The organism is Serratia sp. CY32780 (assembly GCF_052169135.1).
GTDB classification, from domain to species: Bacteria; Pseudomonadota; Gammaproteobacteria; order Enterobacterales; family Enterobacteriaceae; genus Serratia; species Serratia sarumanii.
Genome location: NZ_JBJNLI010000001.1, coordinates 2,199,121 through 2,215,142 on the forward strand (window position 1 = coordinate 2,199,121; position 16,022 = coordinate 2,215,142).

General features: G+C 63.2%; 13 protein-coding genes. All 13 read left to right on the plus strand.

The genetic code is table 11. The features are described 5' to 3' along the window. Positions 1-3: 3 nt before the first annotated feature. The 13 genes from ACJ8HH_RS10700 (at position 4) to tssC (ending at position 16,006) form a co-directional block, all read left to right on the plus strand. On the plus strand, positions 4-2,556 hold the full coding sequence (locus ACJ8HH_RS10700; RefSeq protein ID WP_060451647.1) for a DUF2169 family type VI secretion system accessory protein: 2,553 nt from the start codon (positions 4-6) through the stop codon (positions 2,554-2,556). After that, positions 2,553-3,620: a pentapeptide repeat-containing protein gene (locus ACJ8HH_RS10705; protein WP_048321732.1), complete on the plus strand. Its 1,068-nt coding sequence runs from the start codon at positions 2,553-2,555 to the stop codon at positions 3,618-3,620. Before ACJ8HH_RS10700 ends, ACJ8HH_RS10705 begins: the two co-directional genes overlap by 4 nt. Positions 3,621-3,650: 30 nt before the next feature. Next, positions 3,651-4,286 (plus strand): DUF3540 domain-containing protein, encoded by a 636-nt coding sequence (locus ACJ8HH_RS10710; protein WP_033653621.1) that lies wholly within the window; start codon positions 3,651-3,653, stop codon positions 4,284-4,286. Positions 4,287-4,302: 16 nt separating this feature from the next. Then, positions 4,303-4,695 (plus strand): DUF4150 domain-containing protein, encoded by a 393-nt coding sequence (locus ACJ8HH_RS10715; protein WP_004934933.1) that lies wholly within the window; start codon positions 4,303-4,305, stop codon positions 4,693-4,695. 44 nt (positions 4,696-4,739) lie between these two features. Next, positions 4,740-5,240, plus strand: a complete 501-nt coding sequence (tagV, locus tag ACJ8HH_RS10720) for a type VI secretion system accessory protein TagV (protein WP_033638520.1) — start codon at positions 4,740-4,742, stop codon at positions 5,238-5,240. Positions 5,241-5,269: 29 nt separating this feature from the next. Continuing rightward, complete coding sequence (gene tssJ, locus ACJ8HH_RS10725) at positions 5,270-5,800, plus strand: type VI secretion system lipoprotein TssJ (protein WP_050438933.1); 531 nt, start codon at positions 5,270-5,272, stop codon at positions 5,798-5,800. A gap of 40 nt (positions 5,801-5,840) precedes the next feature. Next, positions 5,841-7,187 carry a type VI secretion system baseplate subunit TssK gene (gene tssK, locus ACJ8HH_RS10730; RefSeq protein WP_033638522.1) on the plus strand — a complete coding sequence of 449 codons (1,347 nt, stop codon included), beginning with the start codon at positions 5,841-5,843 and terminating at the stop codon, positions 7,185-7,187. 21 nt (positions 7,188-7,208) lie between these two features. Beyond that, on the plus strand, positions 7,209-8,411 hold the full coding sequence (locus tag ACJ8HH_RS10735) for a DotU family type VI secretion system protein (RefSeq protein WP_049272050.1): 1,203 nt from the start codon (positions 7,209-7,211) through the stop codon (positions 8,409-8,411). Further along, positions 8,411-12,046, plus strand: coding sequence for a type VI secretion system membrane subunit TssM (gene tssM / locus ACJ8HH_RS10740; protein ID WP_033647806.1), 3,636 nt, complete (start codon positions 8,411-8,413; stop codon positions 12,044-12,046). The genes ACJ8HH_RS10735 and tssM overlap by 1 nt, the downstream gene beginning before the upstream one ends. Positions 12,047-12,064: 18 nt before the next feature. After that, entirely contained in the window at positions 12,065-12,784 is a 720-nt protein-coding gene (tagF, locus tag ACJ8HH_RS10745; protein WP_033647808.1) for a type VI secretion system-associated protein TagF, read from the plus strand. 23 nt (positions 12,785-12,807) lie between these two features. Continuing rightward, positions 12,808-13,839, plus strand: coding sequence for a type VI secretion system protein TssA (gene tssA / locus ACJ8HH_RS10750; protein WP_033647809.1), 1,032 nt, complete (start codon positions 12,808-12,810; stop codon positions 13,837-13,839). Between the two features lie 121 nt (positions 13,840-13,960). Beyond that, positions 13,961-14,497, plus strand: a complete 537-nt coding sequence (gene tssB / locus ACJ8HH_RS10755; protein WP_033635026.1) for a type VI secretion system contractile sheath small subunit — start codon at positions 13,961-13,963, stop codon at positions 14,495-14,497. A 3-nt stretch (positions 14,498-14,500) separates the two neighbouring features. Beyond that, positions 14,501-16,006 (plus strand): type VI secretion system contractile sheath large subunit, encoded by a 1,506-nt coding sequence (gene tssC, locus ACJ8HH_RS10760; protein WP_016927259.1) that lies wholly within the window; start codon positions 14,501-14,503, stop codon positions 16,004-16,006. Positions 16,007-16,022 lie beyond the last annotated feature (16 nt).

Below are 16,022 nucleotides of genomic sequence, written 5' to 3' on the forward strand. Positions count from 1 at the left end.
ACAATGAAAGTCGTAAAACCTCTGCGCCTCAGCGCGCTTCATCGCCCCTTCTCTTGGCAAGGGCAAAACCATCTGGGCGTTTCCGTTTTGGCCTTGGCCGATATGGGGGCTTCCCCGCGCCTGCGCCCCGAACCGGAGCTGTGGCAGTTGGCCGCCGAAGAACTCACGCTGAGCGGCGGCGTGCTCGATTTGGCTATCCCCAAAGCCTGCGCGGAGTTTCTCGCCACCGGTAACGCCTACACCCACCATCAACAAGACAAAACCGCTTGCGCCGTAAAGATCCAGCTGGATTCGCTGGAAAAAACGCTGGTGGTTTTCGGCGATCGCCATTGGATCAACGATCGTCCCTCCACTCCCCTCCCTTTTGCAGAAATGCGTCTGGACTGGCGCCGGGCTTACGGCGGCACCCAGTTCGCCGATAATCCGCACGGCATCGGCGCCACTCCAGAAACATTTCCGCAGGGCCGCATCCATCGCCTACCCAATATTGAACCGCTGCAGGGGCGCCTCGCGTCTCCTCGGCAAAGCGCGCAACCGGCAAGCTTTGACGCGTTGGATCTCACCTGGCCGCGCCGCTTCTCCCGCATCGGTAAAAACTACGACGCCGACTGGTTGAAAAACGGCTTTCCCGGCTTCGCCAACGATATCGACTGGCGCCTGTTCAACATGGCGGAAAGCGATCAGCAGTTTCCTCAACGCGACAGCTTGCCGCCCCGCGCCGCCTATCGAATTTGGAACATGCACCCTTCAGAACCGGTGCAGCAAGGTCATTTGCCGCCGTGGCGCACACGCTGTTTCATCAACCGGCTGCGCGGCGACGAAACGCATTTCGAAGAAATCGCGATGCGCCACACCACCGTCTGGTTCTTCCCGCATCTGGAACAGATGCTGCTGATTTATCAGGGCAGCACACGCATCAATGAAGACGATGCCGCCGACGTAATGCAGCTGATGCCGGCTTTGGAAATCGAAGGCGAGCCCCGCTCCACCGCGCATTATCGGCAGGTGTTGACCCAGCGGCTGGATAAGGAACGGGGGGCTCTGCACGCGTTTCGTGAGCAAGAGTTGTTGCCGGAAGCGTGCATCGGCGCCTGGCTGGATACGGAAACGCCGACGCAGCAAAGCCCGATGGCGGAAAATATCGCCGCCTACGAGCACCGGCAGCGCGAAGAGCACCGCCAGCGCCTGCTGCGTGAAGGCCAGGACATCGATGAACTGTTCCCGCTGCCGTCGCAAGACGCGCCGCCGAAGCTGGACGAGCTTGCCGAATTCGTCGAGCGTCTGGAAAGCCAGGCCGAGGCGCAGTATCAGGACATGCTCAAGCTGGCGCAAGCCGAGGGTATCGATCCGCGCAATCCCGGTGGGGATCACGTGCCGCCATCCGGTGCGGAAAGCTACCAGCAGCAGCGCGATCTGCTGTTCCAGGAGGCGCGCCGGCATCCCGATGCGTTCAGCGAAAAACAGCTGGGGGAAAGCGAGCGTGCGCTGCACCAAATGTATTTAATGTCGGCACAGGCGCAAAGCCCTGCGCTGCGTTTAAGCGGCGATCTGGCGCAAATCATTCGCCAACGCGTCACCGCCGCCATGCTGCGTGATAAGGATCTCAGCGGTCTTGATCTCACCGGCGCCGATCTGTCCGGCATGGATCTCTGCCAGGCTAACTTGCGCGGCGCTTTGCTGGAAAACGCCAATCTGCGCCAAACCCAACTGGTGGGTTGTGACCTTCGCGAGGCGATGCTGGCGCGCGCCGATCTCAGCGGTGCCGTCTTGCAGCAGGCCGATCTGAGCCACGCCTCTTTGGCCCTGGCGAAATGCGAAGCGACGGATTTCGGCGGCGCACAGCTGCACGAAACCAACATTCAGCAAACGTTGTTTCAACGCTGCGATTTCACGATGGCCTCATTACGCGATTTGCTGGGATACGAAACCTTGCTCGGGCAGTGTGATTTCAGCCGCGCCACGCTGGCCAACATTACGCTGATGGAGCTGCAACTGGAGCAGCTGACATTCAGCCACGCCCGGCTCGAAAAAGTCAGCTTCGTCAAATGCCGCTTGCAGGCGGTGAACTTCGATCGGGCGCGGCTGGAAAGCTGCGCCTGGGTTGATACCGAGACGCAAAGCCTCAGCTTCCGCGCCGCACGCCTCACGGCCTGCGCCTTCGCGGCAAAGACGCTGCTGCCGCAGGCGGATTTCAGCGACGCGACGCTAAACCAGTGCAATTTACGCCAGATGCCGTTGCAGCGGGCCAATTTCAGCCGTGCGCGTCTCAATAATTGCGACCTGTCGGAAACCCGGTTGAACGACGCCGATTTCCGTCAGGCCAACGGCAGCGGCAGCCTGTTCATTCGCAGCGATCTGTCTCGCGCCAACCTGCGCGACGCCAATTTCATTGCGGCGCTCCTGCAAAAATGCGTGCTGTCGGGCGCCGACCTGCAGGGCGCCAATCTGTTCCGGGCCGACCTGTCGCAGTCGCAAGTGGATCAGGCGACCCGGCTCGAGGGCGCCTATACCGCCAGGGTGAAAACATTGCCTCGCCACAACGGGAAGGAAGTATGATCTCAAAGCCAGAGCAAATACGCCAGCGCGTGAAACGCGGCGAGCTGATTGCCGGTGAGGATTTGCACGGCCTGTCATTCGCCGGTATGGATTTGGCCGGCGGCATGTTCAATGAACTGAACCTGAACGGCGTGAACTTCTCCGATTGCGATCTGCGCGACAGCGTCTTCAGCAATTGCCGGCTCGAACAGGCGCAATTTGCACGGGCGAACCTGAAGCAAACGGCCTTCAACCAGTGCGCCATGTCGGGCGGCCGCTTCAGCGAGAGCCATATCGAACTGACGATGTTCAACGACTGCCGGCTTGAACAGGGCGACTTCAGCCGGCTGGCGCTCAACCAAAGCCACTGGATGTCATGCCAATTGGCCGGCGCGAATTTTTCCGCCACTCAGCACGATCGCACCACCTTTTACGAAAGCCCGCTCGACGGCGCTGCGTTGAATCAGGCGCGGTTATCTCTTGTCACGTTCTTCCGATTAAACCTCCGTGACACGCGGTTTGAAGGGGCAGATTTCGACCGCGTCACGTTTTTCGAATGTGACCACCGCGGCAAAAGTTACGCCGGGCAGCGCCTGATCGCCTGCCAGTTTACCGATAACCAACTGGACGACGTCGATTTCAGCCAGGCGACGCTGCGTCAAAGCAACTTCAAGGGCGCTTCGCTGCGGCGCGCCAACCTGGCGGGCGTGCAGGCGCAGCAGTCACTGTGGCTGGAGGCCAATCTGACCCACGCGCAGTGCCGCGGCGGGCAGTTCGATCAGGCGATCTTCAGCGAAGCGACGTTGGACGCCGCCAGCTTCAACCAGGCGCGCCTGTATCAATGCGTATTCCAGCACAGCCGCGCGGCGCGCTGTGATTTCAGCGACAGCGACCTGACCTACGCCGACTTCTGTTATGCCGACATCGGCGCCGCCGATTTCCGCCGCGCGCGCTTTATGCGCACCCGCATGCACCGCGCCCATCAGCAGCAAACGCGCTGGGGCGATCGCAGCGGAATTCTCGAGCGCGACGAAGAGCTGTACGCCGCCGAAACCTGGAGCGCACAGCGCCAGAGCCGAATCTGAATGCATTGACCACTTCACGAGGGGATCACCATGAGCGTTGCCAACACAACCCGCGCCGTCAACATCGCACCGCCCCAGCAGGCCGCCGGCCAGGTCGTCAACCTGTTGCCGGACGGCAGTCTGGTGGTGGAGTGCGAAGGCCGCGGCTGGCATTGCCGCCGGGCGGCGAGCTGCCTGCTGACGCCGGCACTCGGCGATAACGTGCTGGTCGCCGGCTGCGGCCACCAGCTGTGGGCGATCGCCGTCCTTGAGCGCGCGGAACCGCAAAGCGCGGCGCGGCTGAGCGTTGCAGGCGATCTGCACATTGAAACGCCGAGCGGCTCACTGTCGCTGCACGGCGCGCAGGCGCTGAAACTGAGCGGCGACGCCATGACGCTGCAGGCCAACAGCGGCGACTGCCAGGTCGACAAGATGAAATACAGCGGCGAAGAGCTGTCGGCCTTCGTCAGCATCAGCCGCCTGGTCGGCAAACGCTGCGAGTCGCTGTGGCATTCGGTCAGCCAGATCAGCCATTCGCTGTTCCGCAAAGTGCGCCAGACCGAGCACGTGCGCGCCGGGCAGCTGGATTACCAGGCGGAAGATTACGCCCGCATTCATGCCCGCAACACGCTCATTACTTCAAAAGACATCACCAAGCTGGATTCGGAACAAATCCACGTCGGATAACCTGCGGAGGCCTTTTATGTTTGCCAACAGCCAAATGATCGGCGTGGACCTGGCGTTTCCCGACGTCTGTCTGACGCCAAGCCCGGCGCCAGTACCCGTGCCCTACCCGGATATCGCCCTGGCGCCGACCGCCATTCCGAACGCGTTCAACATTCTGTTCGTCGGCACCCCGGCGCACAACATGGCGACGGTGACGCCGCTGACCAACGGCGACAACCCCGGCGTGGCCACCGGCGTCGCCTCCGGGACAGTGATGGGGCCGTCCCGCCACCTGACCGGCGCCTTTACCGTGCTGCTCAAAGGCACCCCGGCCACCCGGCTGACCAGCCTCAGCCTGCAAAATTCCACCAACGCGCTCGGCATGCGCATCGTGCCGAGCCAATTAAAAGTGTTGCTGCTTGCGCCCTGATGACGGCGCCCTATTACACAGCCATTAAACAAGAAGAGGACATTGTGAAAACACGGATTACCCTGACGCTGCTGACCGCCCTGACGCTTGCCGGTTGTTCCACGCCGCCGCCACCGCCGCCGGCGCTCAATAACGACGCCATCGTCAGCAGTGAGGTCAACGGCGTCACGCTAAAGCACCGCGCCGCAGTGAGCGCGCCGCAACAGTTCAAGCCGATCGGTGAGGAGTACCGCAGCCTGTACGCCGCCAGCATCATGAGCAGCCCGAATTATACCGGCACCGCCGTCGGCAGCCTGGACAACGCCGCCGCGTTCTACGCGCTGGGCGAAGTGGAAAACAACTGGCTGGCGATCTCCGCCATCCGGGGCGGCGACCTGGTGGGTTACATCCAGGCCAACGCCGGCGTACCGGAAGCGCGCTACAAATCGACGCTGCGCAAAGATCTGCCGCGCCGCGCGCGCGCCGCCAAACAGGACTGCGTCAAAGTCGGCGGCGACAGCAAGGCGTGTAAAAACGCCGGCTCAGCCACCTGGATCCTCCAGTAGTCAGCACGCCTGCGGGCGACGAGATTCCCATGATGACGACCCCTATCGCTTCCCGCTGGTGCGGGATGCTTTTTCTGCTGCTGAGCGCGTTGGCGCTCGGCGGCTGCATGTCTTCCGCCAAAAGCGTGCCGTCGCGATACAGCCTGGTGTTCGATGCCGATCGCCAGGTCAACGCCGCCGCCGGCGCGCAACCGGCGCCGATAAAAATTCGCGTGCTGCTGCTGCGTTCGGATGCGGAATTCATGGATGCCGACTTCTTCAGTCTGCAAAACGACGCCAAAAGCGTGCTCGGCAACAGCCTGCTGGACAGCGATCAGTTCTTCCTGACGCCGGGCCAGACCGGCAAAAAACTCGGTGGGCAAAGCGCGTTGGATGCGCGCTACATCGGCGTGATCGCCGAATATCAAAATCTGGACGGCAAAACCTGGCGCCTTTCACTGCCGCTGCCGGAACCCACCGAAACCAATTTCTACAAGGTATGGCAATTCTCGCCGGATGAGCTGGAAGCGCATATCGTCGCGGGCGTGAGTGGCCTGCGCCCCGTAAAAAAGGTCGACTGACCTACCGCTGCGCTGAAGCGAAGTAACTATAGGTGTGATGATGAAAGATGCTCATAAGGTTGTCTGGACGGAGGGGATGTTTTTGCGCCCCCACCATTTCCAGCAGGCGGAAAACTATCTCGAAGGCTATATGCGCAACTGGGGCCAGGCCCACAGCGGCTGTTTCTGGGGTTTCCTGACCCTGGATCTGGACCAAACGCTGCTGCGCCAGGGCAAGATTGCCCTCAACGCCGCCAGCGGCATCATGCCGGACGGCACGCCGTTTCGCTTCGCCGGCGCCCAGCAGGCGCCCGCGCCGCTGACCATCGCCGAAAACAAGACCGGCGAAAACGTGGTGCTGGCCCTGCCGACCTACCGCGCGGGGCGTGAAGACGTGATCTTTCAGGAAAGCCCGGAGGCGCTGGCGCGCTATCTGGCTTACGAGAATGAAGTCGACGATCTCAACGCCGTCTCGGTGGGCAGCGCGGCGCTGCAGTTTGGCCGCCTGCGCCTGCGGCTGATGCTGGAGAGCGAGCTCAACGCCGAATGGACGGCGCTCGGCGTGACCCGCGTGCTGGAAAAACGCGGCGACAACAGCCTGCGCCTCGATACCGCGCAGATCCCGCCGATGCTGAACTGCCAGGGCAACCCGGTACTGAAAACCTTCATCAACGATCTGCAGGGCCTGCTGCAACAGCGCAGCCAGCAGATGAGCCAGCGCCTGCTGCAGCCGGGCCGCGGCGGCAGTTCCGAAATGGTCGATTTCATGCTGCTGCAGCTGATCAACCGCCACCTCGGCCAGGTGAGCCACGCCTACCACCTCGACCATCTGCACCCGGAGCGCCTGTTCGCCGATTGGCTGCAGTTCGCCACCGAGCTCGCCAGCTTCTCGGCGCAGCGTACCCCGGAAGGCCGTCTGCCGGTGTATGACCACGACAACCTGGCGCTGTGCTTCGGCAAGCTGATGCTGTTGCTGCGCCAGGGGCTGTCGGTGGTGCTGGAAGACAACGCCATTCAGCTGACGCTGGTCGAACGCTCCCACGGGCTGAACGTCGCCACCGTGCAGGACGCCAAAATGATGCGCGACTTCGGCTTCGTACTGGCGGTGCGCGCCGACGTGGCCGCCGAGGTGTTGCTGACCCATTTCCCGGCGCAGATGAAGATCGCCCCGGTCACGCGCATCCGCGATTTGGTGCAGCTGCAGCTGCCGGGCATCGGTTTGCGCACCATGCCCGCCGCGCCGCGCCAGATCCCCTATCACGCAGGCTACACCTACTTCGAGCTGGAAAAAGGCGGCGACCTGTGGAAACAGATGGAAAAATCCAGCGCCTTCGCTCTGCACCTGGCGGGCGAATTCCCGGGGCTGGACATGGAATTTTGGGCGATTCGCAGCCATACGGACCGGTAACCTATGACTCAGGAAAATAGCATGGCGCCGGCGGCCAACCCGCTGGTGGACGCCGCCAACCCGCTGCTGAACGCCATTTCGCAGATCCGCCAGTCGGCCACGCACGCCAACCCGGCGCAGCTGCGCCAACAGCTGATCGACGAAATGCGCCGCTTCGAGATCCGCGGCCAACGCGCCAACCTGCCGTACGAGGTGATCATCGGCGCGCGTTATTGCCTGTGCACCGCGCTGGATGAAGCGGCGGCGCTGACCCCGTGGGGCAGCAACAGCGTGTGGTCCGGCAGCGGGCTGCTGGTGACCTTCCATAACGAAACCTGGGGCGGCGAGAAATTCTTCCAGCTGCTGGCCAAGCTGTCGCAAAGCCCGCGCGAGCACATCAACCTGCTGGAGCTGATCAATTATTGCCTGCTGCTGGGCTTTGAAGGCCGCTACCGGGTGATGGAAAACGGCCGCTCGCAGCTGGAAACCATGAAGCAGCGCCTGCTGCAGCTGATCCGGTCGGTGCGCGGCGGCTATGCCCCGCCGCTGTCGCCCCATGCGCTGGATCTGCCGGTACAGCAGAAACTGTGGCGCCCGCTGGTGCCGCTGTGGGCCTGCGTGGCGCTGACCGGCTTCCTGGCTTCGCTGCTGTTCATCGCCCTCAACTGGCGGCTGGGCGACAACACCAGCCCGGTGCTGGCGGCGATTTACCAAACCAATCTGCCGCAGGTGGCGATCGGTAACCCGGCGCCGGCCGCACCGCCGACGCTGAGCCTGAAAAGCTTCCTGCGCAAAGAGATCGCCGAAGGGCTGGTGGTGGTGCGCGACGAAGCGCAGCAAAGCGTGGTAATCCTCAAAGGCGACGGGCTGTTCGACTCCGCCGCCACCACGGTGCGCGCCAACTATATTCCGGTTATCGACCGCATCGCCGCCGCCATGAACGGCGTCAGCGGCAAAATCCTGGTCACCGGCTACAGCGACAACGTGCCGATCCGCAGCGCCCGTTTCGCCTCCAACTGGGAGCTGTCGCTGGCGCGCGCCGAAGCGGTCAGCGCCCGGTTGCAAAAGCACCTCGCCAACCCGCAGCGTGTCAAGGCCGAGGGCCGCGGCGAGAGCAATCCCGTCGCGCCGAACGATAACAAAGTGAACCGCGCGTTGAACCGCCGGGTAGAAATTACGCTGTTGGTCGCCCCGGAAAATACCCAGGCGGAAATCAACGGCTTGCCGCAAGGAACCGGAAAGTAATGCTCAGTACGTTATTCTCCATCATCACCAGCCGCCTGCTGTGGGGCTTTGTCGGCATTACCGCGCTGGCGTTCATCATCTGGATGATCGGCCCGCTGGTGGCCATCGGCGACTATCGCCCGCTGGAGCCGGAACTCAACCGCCAGATCGCCATCGGCGTTATCTACCTGATCTGGTTCCTGTGCCGCCTGATCCCGCGCCTCTACAGCGCCTGGTTCAACAGCCGCCTGCTGAGCAACCTGCGCGCCGCCGAAGCGGTGCCGGCGGAAGACGGCAAGCCCGAGGTCAAACAAGACGATCAGTTGGCGCAGCGCTTCGACGAAGCGGCGCAGCTGCTGAAAAAGGCGCGCTTCACACCGGGCCAGGGCGACGGCAAACACCGCTGGATGACCCGCTTTAGCCGCCAGTACCTGTACCAGCTGCCGTGGTATGTGATCATCGGCGCGCCCGGCGCCGGCAAGACCACCGCGCTGGTCAACTCCGGCCTGCACTTCCCGCTGGCGGATCGCTTCGGCAAATCCGCGCTGCGCGGCGTGGGCGGCACCCGCAACTGCGACTGGTGGTTTACCAACGACGCCGTGCTGCTCGACACCGCCGGCCGCTACACCACGCAGGAAAGCCAGCGCGAAGAAGACGCCGGCGAGTGGCAAAGCTTCGTCGCGCTGCTGAAAAAATACCGCACCCGTCAGCCGATCAACGGCGTGATGGTGACCATCAGCGTCGCCGATCTGCTGAGCGACAGCGCCGAAGCGCGCGCCGCCCAGGCCAGCGCGCTGCGCAAACGCCTGATCGAACTGCACGAACAGCTGGGCATTCACTTCCCGGTCTATGTGCTGGTCACCAAAACCGACCTGCTCAACGGCTTTATGGCCTACTTCGGCAGCTTCGACAAAGCACAGCGCGACCAGATCTGGGGGTTCACCTTCCCTTACGAGCGCTCGCGGCAGCCGGACTTCAACCTGAACGCCGCTTTCGAACAGCAATACGCCCTGCTGCAACAGCGGCTGGACGCGGCGCTGCCTGATACGCTGCTGATGGAGCACGACGCGCGCCAGCGCGCCGAAAGCTACCTGTTCCCGCAGGAGTTCGCCGCGCTGCGCCCGCTGCTCGGCCAATACCTGGAGCAGGTGTTCGCCACCTCCAGTTTTGAAACCCGCTTTACCCCGCGCGGCATCTATTTCACCAGCGGCACGCAGGAAGGCCTGCCGTTCGACCGGGTGATGGGCGAGCTGAACCGCTATCTGCAGCTGCCGACGGCAAACTCAGGGGCGCAGGCCAACGCGGCCTGGGACAGCGTGGGCCAGGAAGCGCCAATCCCGGCGGCCAAGGGCCAAAGCTTCTTCCTGAAAGAGACGTTGGAATCGGTGGTCTTCCAGGAATCCGGGCTGGCGGGCAGCAACCGCTGGTGGGAATACCGCAACCGCGCCCTGCACTGGGCGGGTTACATCGCGCTGGCGGTGATCCTGGCGGTGCTGGCGATGCTCTGGTTCACCAGCTACGGCAACAACAAGGCCTATCTGGCGGAAGTGGCCGCCAAGGTGCCCGGCGTCGAGCGCCAGGGGCAAAACCTGACGCAGTTGGGCAACGGCGACATGTTCTCGCTGCTGCCGTTCCTCAACAGCCTGCTGCACCTGCCGGACAGCCAGAACTTTTCGCTGGACGATCCGCCGTTCACCTACCGCATGGGGCTGTTCCGCGGCGATCAGGTGAGCGACGCCGGCAATGCGCTGTACCAAAAAGCGCTGAAAGAGCTGCTGCTGCCGCAGGTGGCGCAACAGATCGCCACCACGCTGCGCAACGACAACCACGGCGATGCGGACTTCAGCTACGAAGCGCTGAAGGCCTACCAGATGCTGTATCTGCCGAAGCAGTACGACGGCAAATTCCTGCGCGCCTGGGTGATGCTCAACCTGCAGCGCAACCTGCCGCAGGGCAGCACCCAGAAACAGCTGCAGCAGATCGAATGGCATTTGGGCCAGCTGCTGGATGCGCAGATCCAGGCCTCGCCTTACGCCAAAGACGACCCGCTGGTGGCGCAGGCGCAGGCCGCCATCAACCGGGCGCCGCTGTCGCAGCGCGTCTACGGCCGCCTCAAGCGCCTGCTGCTGAAGCAGACCGACATCAAGCCGGTCAGCCTGGTCGATTTGGCCGGCCCGCAGACCGAGCTGGCGTTCAGCCGCAAAAGCGGCAAACCGGTGACCGACGGCGTGCCGGGCCTGTTTACCTCGCAGGGGTATTGGAAAGCGTTCAACGACAACATCGATCCGGTGACCGACACCCTGCGCAAGGAAGACGTCTGGGTGTTGAACAGCCAGACGCCGGAGCAGAAGAGCGCTGATTTGACCAAAACCATCCGCCAGCTGTACATGCAGGACTTCATCAGCGCCTGGGATGAGCTGCTGGGGGATATCCAACTGGCCAACATCGGCAACCTGACCCAGCGCATCAGCAGCGCGCGCCTGCTGTCCGGCAACCCGTCGCCGATGCGTAACCTGCTGGTCAACGTCAGCAAAAACGTCACCCTGCGCGACGAGAAAAGCGACGCCGACTCCCGCTCGCTGCTGGCCAAAACCGAAGACAGACTGAATCAAAACGCCAACCGCACGCTGGAAGCGCTGTTCACCAACCGGCCGGCCAACGCCGACGGCGACGTATCCGCCCAGCCGGAACAGCTGGTGATGGCGCACTTCGCGCCGCTGCTGGAGCTAGCGCAAAGCCAGGGCGAAGGCAATAAGGCGATCCCTTTCGACAGCGTGCTCAAGCAGGTCGATGAGCTGTACAGCTATCTGACGGCGGTTCAGGGCGCGGCCAACAGCGGCATGTCGGCGCCACCGAGCGACATCATCCCGCGTCTGCAGGCCGAATCCGGCCGCTTGCCGGTGCCGTTCAAACAGATGCTGCTGTCGCTGGCGATCGGCGCCAGCAGCGACACCCAGCGCAAAGAGATGGAGAACGTGAAAAAGCGCATCAGCTTCGAGGTCGGCAGTTTCTGCCGCCAGGCGATCGCCGGCCGTTATCCGCTGGTGGCACGGGCGCGCCAGGAAGTGACGCCGGACGATCTGGCGCGCATGTTCGCGCCGAACAGCGGGCTGATGGACAGCTTCTTCCGCGACAACCTGCAGGGCAAGGTCGACACCACCCGCGCCAACTGGCGCTTTACCCCTGGCGTGGACGGCAAGACGCTGCCCGGCGGCGAAGGCATCCTGCGTTCCTTCCAGCAGGCGCAGCGCATCCGCGACGCCTTCTTCGCCAACGGTACCGCGACGCCCTCTTACCGCGTGACCGTGCGGCCGGTGCGGATGGATAACGATATCCTCAACCTGACGCTGGATATCGACGGCCAGCTGTTCAAATACAGCCACGGCCCACAGGTGCCGCTGGTGGTCAGTTGGCCGGGCACCCGCAATACCAACCAGGTGCATTTGCAGCTGGCGCTGGCCAACGGCACCACCGCCAGCCTGGTGACCAGCGGGCCGTGGGCGCTGAACCGCCTGGTAGACATGGCGCAATCTTCGGGCACCGGCGGCCTCGGCCGCCAGGCGACCTTCAATCTCGACGGCCACCGCGTCACGCTGGAGTTCACGCCCAACAGCATTCGCAATCCGTTCCAACTGCCGGCCTTCTCGTGCCCGTAGCCCCGAAAGGACATGACCATGAGCACTGATTCAAGCGCCCCGACGAGCATCGGCTGGTACGGCAAACTCCCTTCCGCCGGCGACTTCCTGCAACGCCGCCTGCCCGATCCGGTGGTCAACAACTGGGCCCACTGGTTCCATAACGGGCTGGTGAATTTGCAGCGCGATGCGCAGGGGCCGAACGGCCACCCGTTCAGCAACGCACCGGTGTGGAACTTCGTGATCCCCGCCACGCTCGGCAGCCCGTACGTGCAGATGGGTTGCCTGTTGCCGGCGCGCGATCGCGTCGGGCGACGCTACCCGATCTGCGCGCTGCGCCTGTTCAGCCAACAGGATTGGCGGCCGCAACAGCTGAACATGGCGGCGAGCTGGTACCAACAGCTCGGTTATACCCTGCTGAACGGCGTGCGCAACGGTTTCTCCGCCGAGCAGATCGACCGCACGTTGCAGGCGATCCCGGCGCTGCCCAGCCCGCCGGCGGAAGCGGATTCCGAGATATTGTCAATTATCGGTTTCCAGCATCCGGACGTGCCGGGCCTCGGCTGGCAACAGGCCGCCGACTGTTTCGACCCGGCGCAGTACACCAGTTTCTGGTGGACCAATCAGGCCGACGGACACCCGCTCTACACCCACGTGCACAGCGGCAACCTCACCGTGCAGCTGTTTTCACTGCTGTTCGAGCCCAACGGCTGGGCGCGCCCCGGCCGCGGCGGCCAGTACCCGCAAATGTTTGATTAACATCGCTCGTTGAAGGAAATTTTATGGCTATCGACACCGATACCCTGCTGGCCCCGGTCGACGCGGACAATCCCTGCGGCGACAACCTGGAATACGACGCCGACTTTCTGGCGATGGAACAAGCCGCCACCGGCAAGGCCGAACAACAGTTCGGCAGCACCATCATCCCGGAAGAAGCGCCGGATTGGGTGCAGGTCGAACGCCTCGCGACCTCGCTGCTGGCGCGTACCAAAGACCTGCGCGTCATGCTGTATCTCACCCGCGCCTGGACCCAGCTGCGCGGGTTGCCGGGCTACGCCGACGGGCTGACGCTGATCCACCAGTCGATGGCCCGTTACTGGGACGCCCTGCAGCCGCCGCTGGAGTTCGACGGCGAGGCCGACCCACTGTTTCGTATCAACGCGCTGGCCGACCTTGGCGACAAGGCCGCGCTGGCCGCCAGCGTGCGCGCCGCGCCGCTGCTGAAAAGCGCCGCCGGTGAAATCTCGCTGCGCGATGCCGGCGCCCTGCTCGACGGCAGCAAGCAGGAGTGCCCCAACTTTCCCGGCGGCCGCGCACGGCTGCAGGATGAGCTGGCGCAGCAGGATCGCCCCGAAGGCGCCCTGGTGGCGCGCATCGCCAACACCCTGTCCGCCATACGCAGCGAAGTGACCCGCCATCTGGGGGAAAGCGCGCTGCCGGAAATGAGCGCGCTGACCAAGGTCTTTTCTCTGGTGGCGCTCGCCGGCCAGAGCGATGCCCCGGCCGCCGCCGAACCCGACGCCTTGCCGGAAGCCGCCGCCGTGCAGCCACCCGCCGCCGTGCAGAGCGCCACCGCCCCGCTCAACTGGCGCAGCGCGCAGATCCAGTCGCGCGACGACGCCCAGCTGATGCTGGACAAGGTGAAAAACTATTTTCGTCTTCATGAGCCGAGCCACCCGGCGCCGCTGATGATCGATCGGGTCCAGCGGTTGATTACGCTGGACTTTATGCAAATCGTCCGCGATTTGGCGCCCGATGGGCTTAACCAACTGGAGACCATTCTCGGTCGCCCCGACAACGAGGAGAACAGCTAGCCGCCGACCTTTGTTCTCTTGACGCATCCGATACCGTCTGCCCCTGCGCAGACCCGAATCAGAACCTGACTCTCCCAGCCGGACGAGGCGCGTTCCCAATCGCCATTAGATGGAGTAAATCATGTCAAACTCGAAATCCCGCAGCGGGCAGAAATTCATCGCCCGCAACCGCGCGCCGCGCGTACAGATTGAATACGATGTCGAAATTTATGGCGCAGAGCGCAAAATCCAGCTGCCGTTCGTGATGGGCGTGATGGCGGATCTGGTGGGGAAAGCGGTCGATCCGCAAGCCAGCGTGGAAGAGCGCAAGTTCATGGAGATCGACGTCGACAACTTCGACGAGCGCATGAAATCGCTGAAGCCGCGCGTCGCTTATCAGGTCGACAACACCCTGACCGGCGAAGGCAAGCTGAACATCGATCTGACCTTCGAAAGCATGGAAGACTTCTCCCCCGCCGCCATCGCCCGCAAGGTCGACGCGCTGGACAATCTGCTGGACGCCCGCACCCAGCTTTCCAACCTGCTGTCCTACATGGACGGCAAGAACGGCGCCGAAGAGCTGATCTCCAAGATCCTGCAAAATCCGGCGCTGCTGCAATCCCTGACCGACGCGCCGAAGCCGGCGGTTAACGACGAAAACAACGAGCGTGAGGATTAATCGATGAGCAACTCGCCTCAGCAACAAAATGCGTTGCAGACCACCGAGACTTTTTCCAGCGATGAATTCAGCGCGCTGCTGAACAAAGAGTTCCGGCCGAAGACCGATCAGGCCAAAGAAGCAGTCGAGAACGCGGTGAAAACCCTGGCGCAGCAGGCGCTGGAAAACACCGTCACCGTTTCTTCCGACGCCTACCGCACCATCCAGGCGCTGATCGCGGAAATCGACGAAAAGCTGTCGCAGCAGATCAACCAGATCATTCACCACGACGACTTCCAGAAGCTGGAAGGCGCCTGGCACGGCCTGCATTATCTGGTCAACAACTCCGAAACCGACGAGATGCTGAAGATCCGCTTCATGAGCATTTCCAAGCAGGAGCTGGGCCGCACGCTGAAGCGTTATAAAGGCGTGGGCTGGGACCAGAGCCCGATCTTCAAGAAAGTCTACGAAGAAGAGTATGGCCAGTTCGGCGGCGAACCGTTCGGCTGCCTGGTGGGCGACTACTACTTCGATCACAGCCCGCAGGACGTGGAGCTGCTGGGCGAAATGGCCAAGATCGGCGCCGCCTCGCACTGCCCGTTCATCGCCGGCACCGCGCCAAGCGTGATGCAGATGGAGTCCTGGCAGGAGCTCTCCAACCCGCGCGATCTGACCAAGATTTTCCAGAACACCGAGTACGCCGCCTGGCGCAGCCTGCGCGAGTCGGAAGACGCGCGCTACCTGGGCCTGGTGATGCCGCGCTTCCTGGCGCGCCTGCCGTACGGCATCCGCACCAACCCGGTGGACGAGTTTGACTTCGAAGAAGACACCGACGGCGCGACCCACGGCAACTACACCTGGACCAACGCCGCCTACGCCATGGCCGCCAACATCAACCGTTCGTTCAAAGAGTTCGGCTGGTGCACCGCCATTCGCGGGGTGGAATCCGGCGGCGCGGTGGAAAACCTGCCGTGCCACACCTTCCCGAGCGACGACGGCGGCGTGGACATGAAGTGCCCGACTGAGATCGCCATCAGCGATCGCCGCGAAGCCGAGCTGGCCAAAAACGGCTTTATGCCGCTGGTGCACCGCAAAAACTCCGACTTCGCCGCCTTTATCGGCGCGCAGTCGCTGCAGAAGCCGGCGGAATACTACGATGCCGACGCCTCCGCCAATGCCCAGCTTTCCGCGCGCCTGCCGTACCTGTTCGCCTGCTGCCGCTTCGCGCATTACCTGAAGTGCATCGTGCGCGACAAAATTGGCTCCTTCCGCGAGCGCGACGACATGGAACGCTGGCTGAACGACTGGATCATGAACTACGTGGACGGCGATCCGGCCAACTCCTCGCAGGAAACCAAGTCGCGCAAACCGCTGGCCGCGGCGGAAGTGCAGGTGGAAGAGATCGAAGACAACCCGGGCTATTACAGCGCCAAGTTCTTCCTGCGCCCGCACTACCAGCTGGAAGGCCTGACCGTCTCCCTGCGCCTGGTGTCGAAGCTGCCTTCGCTGAAGCAAAACGACGCGTCCTGATGGGCTGAAGTCAGGC